We start from the raw sequence: 17,524 nt of genomic DNA on the forward strand, positions 1-17,524 counted from the left end.
TAATTACTGTACTTGATAAAATACTCCGTCTATGCCAGCTACCATACTTCCATTATCTCGGATATATATATAACCTTGCGATGACCCATCATTTGATTGTACTTCTAATCTTTGTACAGAATTACCTTCCACTCCTATATCCTTTAAATCTTTTTTAGTTTCTACATAAAATTCATCATTAGAAATTGTACTTTTTATATACTTAGGATTTGCTACAGTTCCAACCTTTGCATTACTGAAGCTCTCTTTTGAAATACTTATCTTTGTTCCCATGTAACTTTGCATTTGATTTTCATCCATAGCTGTAACTGGTGAAGTAGCTACAATTTTTTGTAGATGCCAATTTCCATAGTAAGCTTCCTTTGAACTTGTCTGATTTACGGATGATGATTTTTGTGTGTTAGCAGCTTGCTTACTTTGTTCAGATTTATTTGTTTTATTACCATTTTGGCTTGCTACTTTATTTTGTACTGCCGAATTATTTTCTTTTGATGTAGCTACTTGTTCAGTACTATCATTTTTTGCTTTTTCGTTATTACTAACTTCTGATTTTTGCGTTTCTACTTTTTTATTTTGAGTATTATTTTCAGTTAATAGTTTATCCTTTGAATTTGTAAGCATAACAGCTGCTAATATCGCTATTATTGCTACTGCTATTATTGATATTCTATATGTTTTTTTCTTAAATTTTGAAATCATCTTAATTCTCCTTTTAATCTCATCTTTGCTATTTATAAAGCTCTCCATCCCATATATTGCTCTTGAACTTTTAAAACCTCTCACAAGCTTTAAAATTGTCATTCCATAATTTGAACTTTGACTTTCTCCCAAAGCTGATATCGCAAGTGCATCACAAGCAATTTCCCTATCAGTACCCATTTTATAAAAAGAATACCATAATACTGGATTAAACCAATGTATTGTTTGAATAATAAAAACAAAACAGCTCATTTCAATATCTCTTCTCTTAATATGAGAAATTTCATGAAATATTACATATCTCAATTCATTCAATTCTACCTGTTTGTCCAAATTCATTGGCAACAAAAGCTTAGGTTTAAAAACTCCAAATATACCCGGAACCTTAACAAGACTTGTTTTGTATACCCTAATATTTTTATTTATCTTAATTTTATTTTTACACTCTCTCACTATATCCAAAATTTCAACATCTCTAAGTTCTTTATAAAAACTAAGTTTATGTGAAAATAAAATAGCTGTAATCATTGTTTTGAGTCCTAATATAATCACTCCCAAAATCCAAATAAAGGCAGCCACTTTTAAGTACTCATTTGTAGTATCCTTTATATCCCTTTTAATTTTATTATTATGATTATTTACGCTAGCTGTTTGAATACTTGGTTGTATTACTTTATTATTTATCTTTGCTTCTGAAACATTTATAACCTTACTAATACTCTTGTTATTATTAATTAAATTAAAAAAACTTATTTGACTCTTGGGTGTATATGGCATAACTAGTCTCAAAATAAGGACTAGCCATATTAAATAGTTTCCCTTAACGCCAATCTTGCCTTTAAAAATAACCCTTATAAGAAGTATAGCTATTGCTACAAAAGTTGCCATAATTGATGAACCTAAAACCAATTGAAAACTATTTATAATAAAATCCATACCTGCCTACACCCTTACCCCTTCTTTTTATCAAGAATATTTTTTAATTCTTTTATATCTTCTTCTGTAAGTTCTGCATCTTTAACAAAATTAACCATCATAGCGTTTAGTGAGCCTTTAAAAACTCGCTTCACAAATGAGTTGCTAGCCTCTCTAACACATTCATCTTCCGACACCTTTGAAAAATAATGATAAGTTTTTTTATCTTTGGCATCTACCTCATAAGAAAGTGCTCCTTTTTTAACCAGCCTATTTATCATAGTTTTGATTGTTTTTGGACTACATGTGGTTGTTTCTGATAAAACATCAACAATTTTGTTTGCTGTACATTTTTCATTTTCCCACACGACATTCATTACATTCCACTCAGCATCAGATATCTGCGGCAATATAGACATGATATCACTCTCCATAAATATAAATTCTAGAATCTATTTTATATATTACAATTGTAATTCATAACTACATATTACAACTGTAATTCATACTTGTCAACAAATTTATTGTGAAGTAAGAGCATTCTGGAACATTAAATAGCATCAATAAATCTAAGGGGAATATTCTCAAAATCCTAAGAACTTTCAATAACTCACTATCGTTCAAACAAATTGAAAGTTCTAAGTCTTTTAAGAATATTCCTCTAAGATTTATAAGCTGTTATTTAAATCGTTCCAAAACGCTCTTACTTCACAATTATAGTGATTTTAAATGTAAGAACACATACCAGAGGCTTGGGCGTAAGCCCATTAAGATTCTTGAACCTATATTATTAATTTTTAGTGTTCCATTTCAAAGATATAAATTAATCAAAAATATTAGCGTGCCTACGGAATTTTAAGATAAAAACAAGAAATACTACAATTGCGTAAGCAATCAAAAACTAAGTTTTAAGATTTTCTGTAGCAAAGCGGAAGAAAAACATCCTTCACTGTACTCTGTACTCTGTCAGCTGTACTCTGGAAAAAGGTTCGCAATGTTTAATTATTGAGCATGTGGAAACATCGGCTTAACATTTCCATAATTCTGATTTTTAAGGCTATTTTTAACTCCCTTAACTATATTAACGATGTCCATATACGCCTGCTGCGTTCCCTTAGTTACAATAGGTCTTCCAAAACTAACCAAGTGTAACCTTCTAGAACTAAAGCCGCCAATTTTCATAAGTAAATTTACAGCTGGCATAGTATCAACTAAAACAAGTTCATCCTTATTCGGCTCTACAATAGAATACATATCTTTAACTGCCGGTATAACTAAATTAGGCTTATATTGTCGTCCTAATGTATATACTTTGTTTTTCAATTCATCTTCACCAATATAAATAAGGTGTCCCATATCCGCCTTTGTAACTTTGTCGAAGGTAGGCACATTTAACAATTCTTCTTCAGTTGCAACTCTATCTATTGGCAATCTGTTTATATGTATATTGGCTGCTGCTGCTGTTGAATGTGCTCCTCCAACGTCATGGTAAACAACTATCATATATTTCACCCACTTTATTTAATTCATATAGATAGTATTTTACCAATAAAAAAAATTATTCATACTAAATCAAGCTTCCGACATTTTTAAATAAGGCTATGTTTTAAATAATTGTTGATTTTCACACTTATTTGAAACATAGCCTTATTTAAAAATTTCATCTTCACATTTTCTTTTAGCTGCAAAATATCCAACAATAAGTACAAAAAAATACACTAAATATATGAGTACTGTTCCCAAGGAAAATTTTAATAGTACATTAGAAATTTCTATATACACTGCGCTCATAAATAAGCTTAATATAAATGGTTCCCCAAAAGCTGCATGTAAATTAAATTTAATGAGCTTTTTAAATTCATTTTCAGTAATTCCTGTTTTTAATAATGTATTATATAATTTTTTCATCATAGGTATGCCAAAAGATATTTTGTAAAAAATTATAGTTGAAAAAATAATAAAACACAAAACCATAGTAAAAAAGTATATAAAAACTATAAAATTAAATTTGCTGCTTACAAATAAACTTCCCATAGTTTTATATTGTAAATTATACTTGTAGTTAATTCTAATATACTCTATAAGCATAAAACTTAAAAAGGACAATAAAAATGTAAGTTTTCTACTTGTACACAAAATACTTTTCATACTCTTTATTTGTATATAAATTTTAAATTTAAATTTTTTTAATACTATATTTATAAACATTACAAACGGCGTAAAAACTAGATATGCTACGATCATACTTATAAAAATATTTGTAACATAAAGCTCCATGCTTTTAGGAATATTTATTGATATCTTTTTATAAATTACACATGCTATTATCGTTATTACTAAAGATTTTAGCCCTCTATTGTTGCCTTTTAGAATCATTGGTTTATTTTTATACTTTAATATATCTTTAACATTGAGAAACTTAAAAATTCTACATATTTTATAAAGCATTACTGAATATATTAGTAAAAATAATACTGCAATATTAAGATAATTTTTATATGTAATTTCAAAAGGAATATTTTTAACTCCACACAATTTCATTATAGAAAGAAAAAATATTTTAGAAAATACCATACCAAAGCATGTGCCTAAAATAAGTGCCGAGCTTAGCAAAATAAAACTTTCTATCAAAAGTAACCTTTTTAACTCTTTCCTTGTTGTTCCAAGTAAAATGAGCGTAGTAAATTCCTTAGTTCTCCATTTCATATAATTATCATACGAGTATACGATAAATATGCATATGCTTACCATTATATATACAACAGAAAAATTAACAACATACTTTATAAGGGTACTTTCATTATTCTTTAAAATGTACTTGTTTAATATTACTGTAGAATATATGAAATTTATCATTATTGCAAAGCTTGAAGACAAAATAAAACTTATATATCCAAAAAAATTAATTTTCAAACTCTTAAATAAAACATTTTTATATTTCATCTATTTCACCACCGATTATAGCAAGACAATCCAATATTCTATTAAAAAATTCCTTTCCTCCTTCCTTTCTATAAATTTCCGTATACACTTTTCCATCCTTTATAAAAAGAACTCTTTTGCAAAAACTTGCTGCATAAGAATCATGTGTAACCATCATTATAGTTGTATTTTTATTTTCATTTATCATCTGCATATACTTCATAAACTTTGTAGAAGCCCTTGAATCCAAATTTCCAGTGGGTTCATCTGCCATTATGATTTTAGGATTTGTAATTAGTGCCCTGCAGGCAGCTGCTCTTTGCTGCTGTCCACCAGATACATTGTGAGGATATTTATCTTTTTGTTCCCATATATTAAAGAATCTAAAAAGTTCCTGGACTTTATCCTTTATGCCTTTTTCATCAATATCATCTTTTATAAATAAAGGCAATATGGCATTTTCCTCCAAAGTCAAATCTTCAAGCAAATCAAAATCTTGAGATATTATGCCCAAGTTTTCCCTCCTAAAAATAGCTATATCGTCTTTTGTAAAGCTTGCTATATCCTTACCCATTATTTTAACTTTTCCAAGAGTTGCCTCATCTAATCCACTTAATATATTCAAAAGGGTTGTCTTTCCACTTCCTGACGGTCCCATAATTCCGGTAAACTCGCCTTCTTCAATATTCAAACTTATGCCATTTAACGCATTATTTGAATTAATCTCAAACTTGCCACCATAAACCTTTGTTATATTTTCTGCCTGAAGTACATACAAAACTTACACCCCCTTTTATATGGATATACCAGTTAAAATATCCAAATTATTAATACCAAGTGCATCCTTATAAATTACAATTTGAAGAGCAGAGTACAGATGACAGAGTACAGAGTACAGTGAATGATGATTTACCTTTCGATTCTCTCAGGTAAATCTTAAACTTAATGTTGTCAGCTTCGCTGAGCACCATATATGGCGCGATTACGCGGCAATAAAGAAAATAATTTTTCAGATTTTTCTACGCTCGCGGAGAAAAATCGTCCTTCGTTGTACTCTGTACTCTGTACTCCGTACTCTGTGTTAAATTGTAATTTGTCAGGATAACCTTAGAATTTGCAATTTTCAAATTTCAAGTAGTCCTCTATATAAATATTATAAAAAACTCCGTATACATTAAAAATCTTTTTATATTAATATTCACTTACGTTTTTGTAAGCTTTAATCAAAAATCAACTTTAGATATATATGTAATCTTAATAGCTGTGCCTTTACCAACCTCAGATTCAATAGATATTTCATGTCCAAGATTATCTGCTATTTTTTTACACATGTAAAGTCCTATTCCCGTGGAGCTTTCAAATTTTCTTCCATTCTCACCTGTAAAAAACGGCTCAAAAACTCTCTTTAAGTCATACTTAGGTATGCCAACTCCCTCATCTCTTATTATCAAATGAGTTTTATCCATATACTGAACTATATTAAAATAAACATATCCTTTTTCATTCTTCTTAGAATACTTTATTGAATTTGACACCACCTGATCTATCACAAAGGCACTCCATTTTTTATCCGTAAGCACTAAAACTTTATCCTTAATAAATTCAATTTTAGGGAACACATTTGCATATATAAATTGATTTTTTCTTGAATTTATTATTGACTTAATGAGACTTACAAGGTCAACCACCTCTGGTTCATAGTCCCTTGAAAATTGGTCTAACCTTATTATATTAAGAACTTGCTCTAGTCCATTTTTTATTTTGTAATTTTCCTCATCAAGGTTTTTTATGGTTTCCTCATCTATATTATTTTTTTCTCTCTGAATTATTAAGTTTATTACAGAAACAGGCGTTTTCATATTATGAATCCATTGAGAAATAAAGTATTTTATATCTGAATTTTTATAATCTATTTTGCTAATTTTCTCAGCATAATTTTTATGCATTTTAAATATAACTTGTTCAGCCATCTTTTGTTCTGGGGTTACTGCTTCAAGATTATAGTACTCATTTTCTATACCTCTAGTCAAATTGATATTAAACCTGTAATACTTAAACCACTGAGTACCTATAAATATAAGGTATACTGAAAGAGTAAGAAGAATTGGATAAAAAAAATCCGTTATATCCATTGAAACATAAAAATAAAATAATACTATTCCTGCACTAAAAAAAAAACTTATACTATAGAAAATATTTTCCTTTAAAAAGTTTTTAAAAACTTTCTTATACATTTAAAAACTCCTAACTTAAGGCATTTTAAATAAAATATAGGTTTACCGACTCAACTATTAAGTTATACATGTTTCATAATGCCCAGACCATGGCGTTTTGAAACATGTATGACTTAAGTTTCGGTACAGTTACCCTTTAATAAGCTCAAATTGAGAAATATAATGCCTAATATAATATTTATTTCTCAAAAGTTATGTAATATCCAACACCACGTTTATTCTTTACAGCATTCTCTATTCCTATTTCACTTAATTTATTTTTTACCCTTGTAACATTTACCGTAAGTGTATTATCATCTACAAAGGAGGATTCATCCCAAAGTTCCTCTAAAAGTTCTTCCCTAGTAACCACCTTTTCCGTGTTTTTTAATAGCTTACTTATTAATTTAAATTCATTTTTAGTAAGCTCAACTACCTTATTCCCATATGTCATTTTAAAAGTATTTTTATCTATAGTTATACCGTTAACGCTAAAAATCTCAAGGTTTTCTTCTGAATACTCACCATACACTCTTCTAATGGATGCCTGAACCTTTGCAAGTAATAATTCCAGACTAAATGGTTTTGTTATGTAATCATCTGCCCCAATTTCAAGCCCTCTTATCTGCTCGACTTCACTGCTTCTAGCAGACATAAATATTATTGGTGCTTTTGACTTTCTTCTAAATATTCTGCACAAATTAAACCCATCATAGTAAGGCAAATTAATATCAAGAAGCACAATATCCGGTTTTACTTCCTCAAATTCTTCCTCTATTTTTTTAAAATTTTCTATGCCAAAAACTTCATAGTTATATCTTTCAAGATATTCTTTTGTAAATTCATAAAGTTTTTTATCATCCTCTACTACTAAAATTTTGTACATAGCTTTCTGATTTCTAAATATTAGCCAAACTTATACATCTAATACTATCCAAAAATCAGGATTTTTCACCTCCCCTTGCTTTAATACTTTTATCTATCGTTGACAACTTTCCTCCACTTCGAACTGTGCATAGCTTTAATCTACACCTTATGGAAATAATCACGTAATTTATAATACTGAGATTTAAATTGTTTTTTCTTTATATTATAAACTTCAGTATATGTTTAAACAACTTAAAATTGCAACTAAAACTTTAAGTTTTATGCTATCTATAGATATATTTGAAATAACGAATCGTTATCTTCAAGAAGGATATAATATTTATAATATTTATTTTACAGTGAAAAATTGGAGGTAATAAATATCTATGAGTATATCTATAACAGCACTTTATAACTCTTTAATCATATTTATAGTACTTTTTATACTTATTAAAATAACTGGAAAAAAACATTTATCCGAAATAACTTACTATGATTATATATCAGGAATTACAATTGGAGCGATAGCTGGTACAGCAAGTGTTAATGAAAATGTAAGTATCTATAATGGTATTGTTGGTCTATTAACTTGGATTATTGTTCCAATGATTATTTCATATATAAATACGAAAAGCTTGTCACATCGAAGACTTACTGTTGGTGAACCTTTAATTTTAATAAAAAATGGAATTGTAAATGATTTAAATTTAAAAAAAGCAAGATATAATATTGACAATTTACTAATGCAACTCCGCAAAAAAGATGTGTTTAATTTATCGGAGGTGGAATTTGCATTGTTAGAAGTCGATGGAGAATTAAGTGTATTAAAAAAGTCACCCTATAATGCAGCAACCCCTAAAGACTTAAATATATCTACACCATATAAAGGTTTAATTTTAAATTTGATTGTTAATGGAAGAATTATAGAAACAAATTTGAAATTAGCAGGAAAGGATAGTGAGTGGTTAAAGGCTCAACTACATTTAAAAAAAGTGAATGATCTACAAGATGTAATATTTGCAGGATTCACATCTGATGAACAGTTACAAATAGTTACTAAAAATAATTTATTAAATTCTCAAGGTAAACTATAAAAGATTAATATTTTTAAAATTTCCTTAGACACACCTTACTATTTACAAACGTTTATTATTTTATATTAAACCTAAATAAACTTTAATAATTTTACATTTAATATGTGTTTGTCCGTTTTGGGTGTACTTTTAGCAGCAAAACAGCAGATTACAATTAAACCTGCTGTTTTACAATTAAAATTTAGTTTTCTTTAATCTCTGTAAATTAATCTCTTTCCAAAACACTATACATTACAGGAACTATTATAAGTGTAAGTACTGTAGATACAACAAGTCCTCCAATAACAACTATGCCAAGCCCTTGTGAAATTACAGCTCCATCTGAAAAACCTGCGGCAAGTGGAGTGAGTGCCATTACTGTTGCTATTGCTGTCATAAATATAGGTCTAATTCTTATAGAACCTGCTTCTAATAAGGCATCTCTAACCTTCATACCTTTCTTTCTATTGCTCTGCACCCTATCTAAAAGAACTATTGCATTAGTAACAACTATACCTATAAGCATAAGCATTCCTATAAGTCCTGGAATTCCTAAAGGCTGCCTTGTTATAAATAATGCAAATATTGCTCCTATAGCCGCAAAAGGTAATGAAAACAATATTGCAAAAGGTGCTTTAGGTTCTCCAAACGTAACAACCATTACCATATAAACCATAAATATAGCTACAAGGATTGCCATACCCATCTGCGAAAAGCTATCACTTATATTTTTAGCACTTCCATTTTGCGTAAAAGTAACTCCACTAGGAATTCCTTTAAGTGCTTCTATTTTATTCATAGCTTTTTGTGATACTGCCCCAGTATCTTTTACATTTATATCAGCTGTAACAGATGCATACTCATTTCCATCAAGTTCAGTTATACTTACAGGTCCATTATCAACTTTGACATCTGCTATATCACCTAAGTTAAAGCTTCCTTGTGCTCCATTAAGCTGAATATCTTTAACCTTATCCAAAGAATTAATGTCCTTATTATCATATCCTAAATATACATTTACATTATCATTTCCTGATTGCATTGTAGTAACATTCGTGTAGTTCATCATTCCCTCAACCATTCCTGCTGCCTGAAGGGGTGAAATTCCCTCTGCTGCTGCCTTATTGCTGTCTATTGAAACAGAAATTTCTGGTTTTTTAGCTGAAAGCGTATTAGTTACATTAGATAATTCACTCATGCCCTTAAGCACATCTGTTGCTTTATTAGCAGCTGTAGTTATATCTTTAATATTATTTCCATTTACTAATATCTGAACATTATCCTTACTCATACTTGTAAAGCTTTGAGGCGTAACAGAAAATTTAGCATCACTATTCGACATCTGTTGCGCTTTTTTTATAATTTCATTTCCTGATTTATCATAATCAACACCATCTTTAAGTACTATAGTAAACTTACCAGAATTACTCCCTTGAATAAACAAAGCCGAGGTTGAACTTGAACTATTGTCTCCAATGGTACTTGCTATAGTTTTTACATCACTTCTGCCTGCCACGTATTTTTCAAACTTTAAAGCTTCTTCATTGGTTTTTTCTGCTGAAGTTCCTGGAGGCATAGTTATTGTTGCATTCAGTGTGTTAGATGTATCTGATGGTAAAAACTGAATTCCTATACCCTTTATAAGGAAAAGCGAAAAAACAAATAGTATAATTGAAGCTGCAACAACTAATATTCTATGGTTAAGAGCTCCATTCAATATTTTTTTGTATGACTTTACCACAATTCCTTCACCTTTTTCAGGTTTTGGTTTCTCATTTAATATCATAACCCTACTAAGGACAGGAACTACCGTTAATGCAACTAGAAGCGATGCTAAGATACATATTACAACTGTTATAGCAAAAGGAACAAATACTTTTCCAACCATTCCGCTTATCATAGATAGAGGTAAAAATACTGCAACGGTTGTTATTGTAGATGAGGTTATTGCTGAAGATACCTCACTTACCGCTGTCTGGACCACCTCTTCTTTTGCTACATCATGCTTTATAATCCTTCTGTGTATATTTTCAATTACAACAATAGAATCATCTACTATACGTCCTACAGCTACTGCCATTCCCGAAAGTGACATTATGTTCAAAGTTATTCCAAAGCTAGGTAGTAATATAAGTGCTATAAGTATTGAAAGCGGTATTGAAACAACAGCTATTACAGTTGCCCTTATATTTTTCAAAAACAAAGCTATAACTATTACAGCAAAAAGCGCACCTAAAACTCCTTCTCTAACCATTCCATCTACAGATTGTTTAATAGCCTCTGATGAATCGCTTATTTTGTTGAACTTAACTCCACTATTAGACTTTTCCAAATCGGTAAGAGCACTTTGCACATTTTTTGCAATATCCACAGTATTGCCATCATCAGTTTTATAAATATTCATTATTACAGAATTTTTGGCATTTGATCTAACAAAATAAGTTGCATTAGAATTTCCTCTTGTTACTGTTGCTACATCTTTAAGATATACAACTTTAACCTGTGCTACTGAACTATTGGAACTTTGGGAACTTGAATTTAAACTTGAATTATTACTTTGAGGTAAACTAGTTGTTGCTGAAGACTTAGAACCTCCTGCTGCACTAGATAATGATTTTCCTGCCGCCTCTTGCTGACTCATAAGAGTATCAAGCTGAGCTTGTGCCTGCTGAAGTCCTGCCTGCATTTTTGTTATTGTTGCCTTTGCTAAAGCTTTATCCTTAGCAGAAGAACTTGGATTACTTAAAATTGATTGCTCAGAAAGTATCATTGACTGTGCTTTTTGCATCTGATTTAATATTGCAATAGCTTGGGTATTTCCTCCAAGCATTTGGCCCATTTGTCCTACTCCCTGACCTATTTGTCCAACAGCTTGTCCTAATTGTCCCTCGCCTTGTGCTAACTGTCCAACTGCTTGTCCTAATTGGCTCATTCCACCTTGTACCTTTTGAAAAGCATCACCTACAACCTTATTTTGATTTGGAAGAACTGCTATTGGCATAGCTTTTATATCATCAATGGTATAAAGTTTTTTAGTCATTTGTATAGGAAGTGTATTATTACCTATATTCACACTTCCAGCTGGAAAAGATATATTATTACCTTGAAGTGCCGTTTTTACATCTGAGAGAGTAAGCCCATTGCTCTTTAACTTATCATTATCCACATTTATATATACATCCCCATTTGAAGTTCCTTGAACATCTACGCTTGAAACTCCAGAAATTCCACTAAGCTTTGGTTCTATTTTGTCATTCACCAACTTTGTCAACTCATCCATACTCTTACTGCTTTCTATGGAGTAGGTCATTATAGGTGTACTTCCCATGCTTATTCTTGATATTGTTGGTTTTTGTGCAGAGTCTGGAAGCTTAACCTTATTTACTGCATCCTCTACATCTTTTTCTGCCTTATCCATATCCGCCGAATAATCAAATTCAGCCACCACAATAGATACATTTTCATTTGAAGTAGTTTTTACATCCTGTATTCCCTTAGCCCCTGAAATTGCTTTTTGAATTGGACTTGATATATCATTATCGACCTGTTCTGGTGATGCTCCTGGATATACAGTTACCGCTGTTACAACTGGTATACTTATGTTAGGCATAGATTCCATATTTATAGTTTTTGCTGAATATAATCCACCAACTGTAATGAGTATTATTATAAGAAATATTACAAAAACATTTTTAAGAGAAAATTTAGTTAATCTGTTCAATATTTTATCCTCCATTCGTATAAAAATTGTATTATCTATAATTTTATATATTTAAGAGGATTTATTAAATTTATTATACTTAAAAAAAGCTTACAAATTTGTAAGCCTTTTTAGATAAGCCGCTATGAAGTTTTTTTTACCAATCAAAAAATATTACCAATATTTAAAAATTTTAAATTTACTATACAAAATCTTATGACTTGCAACCCATAGTTGACAAAAAACATTTGGAAAATGCTAGACTTTGCCAACATAATACGTATAATAAAAATTAGCGATGTAAAAGTTCACTATTTACAACAAAATTCCTTTACCAACCTTTTTGTTAATTCCTCAATATTTTCCTCAAACCACCTGCAAAGCATTGTAGACCAATTGGCATATCTACAAAGCACATTTTTATTAGAATTTTCTGATTCATAGTACTGACTAAAATAATCTGATACGGCAAGCTGGTAATAGTACAAATATCCCATCATTTTTATGTCATAAGCATTAAGCTCACTATATTTCATATAATTGCATATATATTTTTTGAGGTTATCAAAATCTATGCCTCCATTAGCACATTTAGAATCTGCATAACTATATGATCTAATTAGCTCCCACGAGGCTGGATGAACACAAGCAGAGGTAAAATCAATTACTGCATTAATAGAATTCTCTCCGCATAAAATTTGACTTATAAAATAATCACCATGAGTATTCTTGTACGTAAACTTGTTAATATCAAGCTTAATATCTTTTACCTTATCTAATAATTGAATTCTATATTCTAAATCTATAATATTTTGTTCTTCCTTGTTTTTTATTGCTTTTTCTAAGGATTCTTTATATGACTGTTTTGCACTATCTACATTTACAAATTTAAAAAAGTTTTCTCCTATGCCCTCACTTAATGGTGGAATTTCCTCTAAGGCTTTATGAATTTTACCAAGCATAACCGCACTTTCTTCCATAAACCACTGAGGAGCTGTATTCATTTCTAAAACCCTACCTTCTATAAAACTTTGCAAATGAAAAGTATGTTCAAAATATTCTCCTAAATACTTTCCTTGCCTAGTTTTATAAAACTTTGATACCGCAATTCCATTTTTTAGTAAAACATCATTGATTAATGGCTCTTTATCAGGATGATTCATAAATACCATTTCTATATCTTTAAATAAATATTCTCCACTTTCAGCAGTAATGTGAAAACACTCAGAAGAAGCTCCCTCTAAAATTGGCTTTATCTCTTTAATTTCACCAATATCATAGTTATCTTCAATTATTTTTTCTAATTCTACTATATCCAAAATTCCTTTTTTCATTTTATTCTCCTAATTTACCATCTAAATATTAAATCTCATAACCTTAATAATATGCTTTTTAGACTTAAATTCCATATCAGTTTGTTTAATTTCTTCATAACCTAGCTTTGTCCAAAATTTAATTCCATTATAATTTTCTTCTATTACACCTATTCTTAAAGTTTTTGCTCCTAACTGCTTTGACCATTGAGCTATTGCATTATGAGTTTCTTTTCCTAATCCACTACCTCTTTCTTTAGGTTCAAGTATCATTAGACCAATCATCCACTCTCCATCCTCTGGAAAATTTCTTACAATATCTACAATTCCAACAAGCATCTCTTTATTATTGAATACACCAAATACAAATTTATCTTCGTAATTCTTATCGGGAGGCAACTCTGCAAATATTTCCTTTGCATCTTCATTTGTTGGCTTTACACCATCAGACAATATATAATAATCTGAACATGCTACACATAAGTTATAAACACTTATTATTTTATCTAAACCAAGTATTTTAATTTCATAATTGTTTTTTAATTTTAAACTCTCCATATAAACCTCCAATTTTATTTTAATCACAAATTTTAGTGCTTATAGAAGCCCCGTCTCCTATCGGAAGTATCGTTGTATAAAGTCTCTTGTCAGAGAAAACTTTTTTAGCATATTGATCCATAGGAGCACTAAATACTTCTGGTATTCCCATTGGCTTAAAAAGAACATCGTCAGCAATTATGAGTCCATTTTTACGGGTTAACTCTATGCATTTTTCTAACATTGGTACATATAAAGCTTTATCGGAATCCTGCAAAATTATATCAAAAGGCCCTTCAACCTCATTAATTATCTTACTTGCATTACCTAATCTTAAATCCACAATATCTGATAATCCAGCTAATTCAACATTTCTCTTAGTAGTTTCATAAAGTTCCTTGTCACACTCAATCGATGTAAGCTTACCGCCTGTCTCCTTTAATGCCTGTGCTATCCAAACAGTAGAATACCCAAGACATGTACCAAATTCCATTACTCTTTTAGCCTGCATTGATCTAATTAATAAACCCAAGAATCTACCAGTTTCTAAGCCTATAGATGGTCTGATATCATTTCTTTTTTCTTCCTGCTTACAGATTTCCTCCAATTGTTTATTATCAAAATCAATAAAACCATCAATATATTCTTTTACCTTATCCATAAAATCACCTTCATATTTCTTTTTTCATAATAACCGCTGGAAGTTCCTTTTCTCCCCAACTTAATTTAACATCTTTAAACTTAATAAATCCATTTGAATTCCAAAACTTAAGCACATTAGCATCATAATTTGTAACTACATCTATCCTCATAGTCTCACTTCCAAGTGATTTTGCATACTTTTCTAAAGCGCCATATAAGAGCTTTCCCATTCCTTTATTTTTATAGTCACTTTTTAATATTAATATTGCCAAATACGTTTCTTCTTCAACTTTAAAATCCAATACTCCAGCTACTTTATTTGATTGTTTTTCTATTATTTTGCAGGGATTAAAATCGATTTTTTTCATATCTTCTAATTCTTTAACAACCCAATTACCATCTATTTTATCTTTTCCTATATGATTCATTAAAAATTTCTTATTAGAGTTATATACATCTGCAATTTCATAAGCATCTTCAGCACGAGCTAACTCAACTTTAAATTTTTCTGTTTCAAAAAACATGCACTTTGCACCTCCTATAGCTAGGAACCATTTAAACTGTGAATTGTGAACCGATTCAACTTCCAGTTTTCTAGCATTCGCTTGATCGTACTAATTTTAATATTCAAATTCGTATGTCTACATTTAGTATTTTTCCGCCTCTTCAAACACTTTCCTGTAGTATTCATCACCATGAGGTACAAATTGATTTTTAAAAAGTTTTTTGTGAATTTCTCTCCTACTTCCGGCACCATCAACCTCAAAACCATCTGCTTGCACACTATCTACCTCATCCTTAAGTAATTTTATAAGCTCCTTAAGGTCTATTTGCACAAGCCCCACCACTTCATCAAGCTGTAAAATGTAATTTTCAATTTCTTCATTACTTAAATAAAAATAAATGTGGCAATGCTCTCTGTCCATATATGTTTTTCCATCATATTCTTCTTTATAAACTGCAGCAGGAATAAGTTCACTGAATTTCACATCAATTCCAAGCTCCTCTTTAAGTTCTCTTACCCCATCCTCTAAGCTTTCCCCGCTTACAAGATGCCCTGCTGAGCTTGTATCATACAGATTAGGTGAAGTGTCCTTTAACGGATGCCTTTTTTGAAACAAGAGAAATTTTTTATCATTTTCTTTTTTTATAACAAAACACTGAAAAGTTCTATGCCAATATCCATTTTTGTGAACATTCTTTCTTAAGGCTTTTCCAATTAATTTTTCATTTTCATCAAATACATCTAAATATTCATCCACCATTTAGTTGCCTCCTTAATCCCTGTTTAAAAGAATAATGGTTTTTGAAGTGACGATTTAAATAAAATTCAATAAATCTTGATTGCAATTCTTGAAAGTTCTTAGTCTTTTAAGAGTTCCAATCTTAGATTTATGAATTTTATTTAATGTCACAAGAAAACCATTATTCTTTAACCCAATACTGACTGCAGTCATCTTTCCTATCCATAAATCCATACTCTATAAGTGCTCTTCTAATAGAAACATAATCATCATATATCCTCTTAAGCACTAAATTAACCTGCTTTTCATTGTATTTTTCTCCACTTTTAAAGTTTCGTAAAATATGCCTAAGCACTGCTATTTTCTTCTTTTCCTTAGATGGAAAATCCTTTAGATGACCTGTTTTATCAAAGTAATTCTTAACAACCTTATCATCTTCGCTTTCAGTTATAGCAAAGCGTTCATCTGTCATATTTGCACTCTTATGAACCGTTACAAGTTCGTCATTTTTGTCTTGCTTTAAATTTTCTCTTTCCTCTTTAATTATATCCATGATAGCTAAAAACACTTTTGCCTGTTTTTCTTTTTCTCGCAATTTAAATCTATAGTTTCTTATAGTCGATTGACTTCCACCCATTTTTTCAGATATTTCTTTATCTGAAACATTATTTTTATAATATGATAAATATTCACTTTGTATATCTGTAAGCCCTGTGTAAACCTTATTCATATTTATAAGATAATCAAAAACAGAATTATGCTTTTGATTTATATGAAGTTTCATGTACTTTTCAGCCTCATAAAAATTATCTGCATCCTTATAAATTATTCCTTTTTCGAAACTCTCTCCACATATAATGCAGATATAAATACCTTTTTTCTCATCATATACATATCCTCTTTTAATATCTTCTATAGAAGAACTCCAAAACACTTCCGAAATATCCATGTCAATTCACTCCTAATTTAAGTTTATACAAACATTATATATTTTCGTTTGTATATTTGTCAACAATATCATTATATGTTTATGCAATCCTTTCAACAGGAATATTTGCAAATATAAAGTTCATCTTGTCAAATTACAATTTGAATCAGAGTAGAGAGTAAAGAGTAGAGAGTAGAGTGATGGTTGATTTTTCTCCGCTATCGCTACGAAAAATCTCAAAACTTATTTTCTTATTGCTGCGCAATGGCGCCATACATGGCGTTCAGCGAAGCTGAAACCATTTAAGTTTAAGATTTACATGAGAGAATCGAAAAGTAAATCACCCTTCACTCTACTCTCTACTCTTTACTCTTGTTTCTCCTCGACAAATTGTAATTTGTAATGATAAGCCCAAACCCTGCAACTTTCATATTCCATATTCTAAATCTAAAATTGTTGATATTTTAAAAC

At 30.0% G+C, this 17,524-nt stretch carries 15 protein-coding genes; 1 reads left to right on the top strand and 14 read right to left on the bottom strand.

Annotated features, from left to right (window positions below; translation table 11 throughout):
• Window positions 1–3 precede the first annotated feature (3 nt).
• The 7 genes from CUEA01_RS20180 to CUEA01_RS20210 form a co-directional block, all read right to left on the bottom strand.
• Complete coding sequence (locus tag CUEA01_RS20180; protein ID WP_234123727.1) at window positions 4–1,635, bottom strand: M56 family metallopeptidase; 1,632 nt, start codon at window positions 1,633–1,635, stop codon at window positions 4–6.
• Between the two features lie 14 nt (window positions 1,636–1,649).
• Window positions 1,650–2,033 (bottom strand): BlaI/MecI/CopY family transcriptional regulator, encoded by a 384-nt coding sequence (locus CUEA01_RS20185; RefSeq protein WP_234123728.1) that lies wholly within the window; start codon window positions 2,031–2,033, stop codon window positions 1,650–1,652.
• Window positions 2,034–2,616: 583 nt separating this feature from the next.
• Entirely contained in the window at window positions 2,617–3,117 is a 501-nt protein-coding gene (locus CUEA01_RS20190) for a DUF3189 family protein (protein WP_234123729.1), read from the bottom strand.
• A 144-nt stretch (window positions 3,118–3,261) separates the two neighbouring features.
• Window positions 3,262–4,557: an FtsX-like permease family protein gene (locus tag CUEA01_RS20195; RefSeq protein ID WP_234123730.1), complete on the bottom strand. Its 1,296-nt coding sequence runs from the start codon at window positions 4,555–4,557 to the stop codon at window positions 3,262–3,264.
• Window positions 4,547–5,314 (bottom strand): ABC transporter ATP-binding protein, encoded by a 768-nt coding sequence (locus CUEA01_RS20200; protein ID WP_234123731.1) that lies wholly within the window; start codon window positions 5,312–5,314, stop codon window positions 4,547–4,549. The genes CUEA01_RS20195 and CUEA01_RS20200 overlap by 11 nt, the downstream gene beginning before the upstream one ends.
• 445 nt (window positions 5,315–5,759) lie before the next feature.
• Window positions 5,760–6,770, bottom strand: a complete 1,011-nt coding sequence (locus tag CUEA01_RS20205) for a sensor histidine kinase (protein ID WP_234123732.1) — start codon at window positions 6,768–6,770, stop codon at window positions 5,760–5,762.
• A gap of 178 nt (window positions 6,771–6,948) precedes the next feature.
• Window positions 6,949–7,635, bottom strand: coding sequence for a response regulator transcription factor (locus CUEA01_RS20210; protein WP_234123733.1), 687 nt, complete (start codon window positions 7,633–7,635; stop codon window positions 6,949–6,951).
• 367 nt (window positions 7,636–8,002) lie between these two features.
• On the opposite strand from CUEA01_RS20210, the gene CUEA01_RS20215 reads away from it, so the two are divergent.
• Complete coding sequence (locus tag CUEA01_RS20215; protein WP_234123734.1) at window positions 8,003–8,710, top strand: YetF domain-containing protein; 708 nt, start codon at window positions 8,003–8,005, stop codon at window positions 8,708–8,710.
• Between the two features lie 205 nt (window positions 8,711–8,915).
• Here CUEA01_RS20215 and CUEA01_RS20220 read toward each other — a convergent pair whose 3' ends face one another.
• The 7 genes from CUEA01_RS20220 to CUEA01_RS20250 form a co-directional block, all read right to left on the bottom strand.
• Window positions 8,916–12,410, bottom strand: a complete 3,495-nt coding sequence (locus CUEA01_RS20220; protein WP_234123735.1) for an efflux RND transporter permease subunit — start codon at window positions 12,408–12,410, stop codon at window positions 8,916–8,918.
• Between the two features lie 290 nt (window positions 12,411–12,700).
• The gene (locus tag CUEA01_RS20225; protein WP_234123736.1) at window positions 12,701–13,723 is read right to left on the bottom strand and encodes a phosphotransferase; all 1,023 of its coding nucleotides are present in this window, start codon (window positions 13,721–13,723) and stop codon (window positions 12,701–12,703) included.
• 21 nt (window positions 13,724–13,744) lie between these two features.
• Window positions 13,745–14,260: a GNAT family N-acetyltransferase gene (locus tag CUEA01_RS20230; RefSeq protein WP_234123737.1), complete on the bottom strand. Its 516-nt coding sequence runs from the start codon at window positions 14,258–14,260 to the stop codon at window positions 13,745–13,747.
• 19 nt (window positions 14,261–14,279) lie between these two features.
• Complete coding sequence (locus CUEA01_RS20235) at window positions 14,280–14,900, bottom strand: O-methyltransferase (RefSeq protein WP_234123738.1); 621 nt, start codon at window positions 14,898–14,900, stop codon at window positions 14,280–14,282.
• A 10-nt stretch (window positions 14,901–14,910) separates the two neighbouring features.
• On the bottom strand, window positions 14,911–15,405 hold the full coding sequence (locus CUEA01_RS20240) for a GNAT family N-acetyltransferase (protein ID WP_234123739.1): 495 nt from the start codon (window positions 15,403–15,405) through the stop codon (window positions 14,911–14,913).
• Window positions 15,406–15,528: 123 nt separating this feature from the next.
• Window positions 15,529–16,146: an NUDIX hydrolase gene (locus CUEA01_RS20245; RefSeq protein ID WP_234123740.1), complete on the bottom strand. Its 618-nt coding sequence runs from the start codon at window positions 16,144–16,146 to the stop codon at window positions 15,529–15,531.
• Window positions 16,147–16,306: 160 nt separating this feature from the next.
• The gene (locus CUEA01_RS20250) at window positions 16,307–17,074 is read right to left on the bottom strand and encodes a DUF2087 domain-containing protein (protein ID WP_234123741.1); all 768 of its coding nucleotides are present in this window, start codon (window positions 17,072–17,074) and stop codon (window positions 16,307–16,309) included.
• Window positions 17,075–17,524 lie beyond the last annotated feature (450 nt).

It is taken from the genome of Clostridium hydrogenum, assembly GCF_021432385.1.
GTDB classification, from domain to species: Bacteria; Bacillota; Clostridia; order Clostridiales; family Clostridiaceae; genus Clostridium_S; species Clostridium_S hydrogenum.

Bases quoted from the DNA above. Each gene is read 5' to 3' on its own strand.
- CUEA01_RS20180 (WP_234123727.1), bottom strand. From the start codon at position 1,635: ATGGATTTTATTATAAATAGTTTTCAATTGGTTTTAGGTTCATCAATT.
- CUEA01_RS20185 (WP_234123728.1), bottom strand. From the start codon at position 2,033: ATGTCTATATTGCCGCAGATATCTGATGCTGAGTGGAATGTAATGAAT.
- CUEA01_RS20190 (WP_234123729.1), bottom strand. From the start codon at position 3,117: ATGATAGTTGTTTACCATGACGTTGGAGGAGCACATTCAACAGCAGCA.
- CUEA01_RS20195 (WP_234123730.1), bottom strand. From the start codon at position 4,557: ATGAAATATAAAAATGTTTTATTTAAGAGTTTGAAAATTAATTTTTTT.
- CUEA01_RS20205 (WP_234123732.1), bottom strand. From the start codon at position 6,770: ATGTATAAGAAAGTTTTTAAAAACTTTTTAAAGGAAAATATTTTCTAT.
- CUEA01_RS20210 (WP_234123733.1), bottom strand. From the start codon at position 7,635: ATGTACAAAATTTTAGTAGTAGAGGATGATAAAAAACTTTATGAATTT.
- CUEA01_RS20215 (WP_234123734.1), top strand. From the start codon at position 8,003: ATGAGTATATCTATAACAGCACTTTATAACTCTTTAATCATATTTATA.
- CUEA01_RS20225 (WP_234123736.1), bottom strand. From the start codon at position 13,723: ATGAAAAAAGGAATTTTGGATATAGTAGAATTAGAAAAAATAATTGAA.
- CUEA01_RS20230 (WP_234123737.1), bottom strand. From the start codon at position 14,260: ATGGAGAGTTTAAAATTAAAAAACAATTATGAAATTAAAATACTTGGT.
- CUEA01_RS20235 (WP_234123738.1), bottom strand. From the start codon at position 14,900: ATGGATAAGGTAAAAGAATATATTGATGGTTTTATTGATTTTGATAAT.
- CUEA01_RS20240 (WP_234123739.1), bottom strand. From the start codon at position 15,405: ATGTTTTTTGAAACAGAAAAATTTAAAGTTGAGTTAGCTCGTGCTGAA.
- CUEA01_RS20245 (WP_234123740.1), bottom strand. From the start codon at position 16,146: ATGGTGGATGAATATTTAGATGTATTTGATGAAAATGAAAAATTAATT.
- CUEA01_RS20250 (WP_234123741.1), bottom strand. From the start codon at position 17,074: ATGGATATTTCGGAAGTGTTTTGGAGTTCTTCTATAGAAGATATTAAA.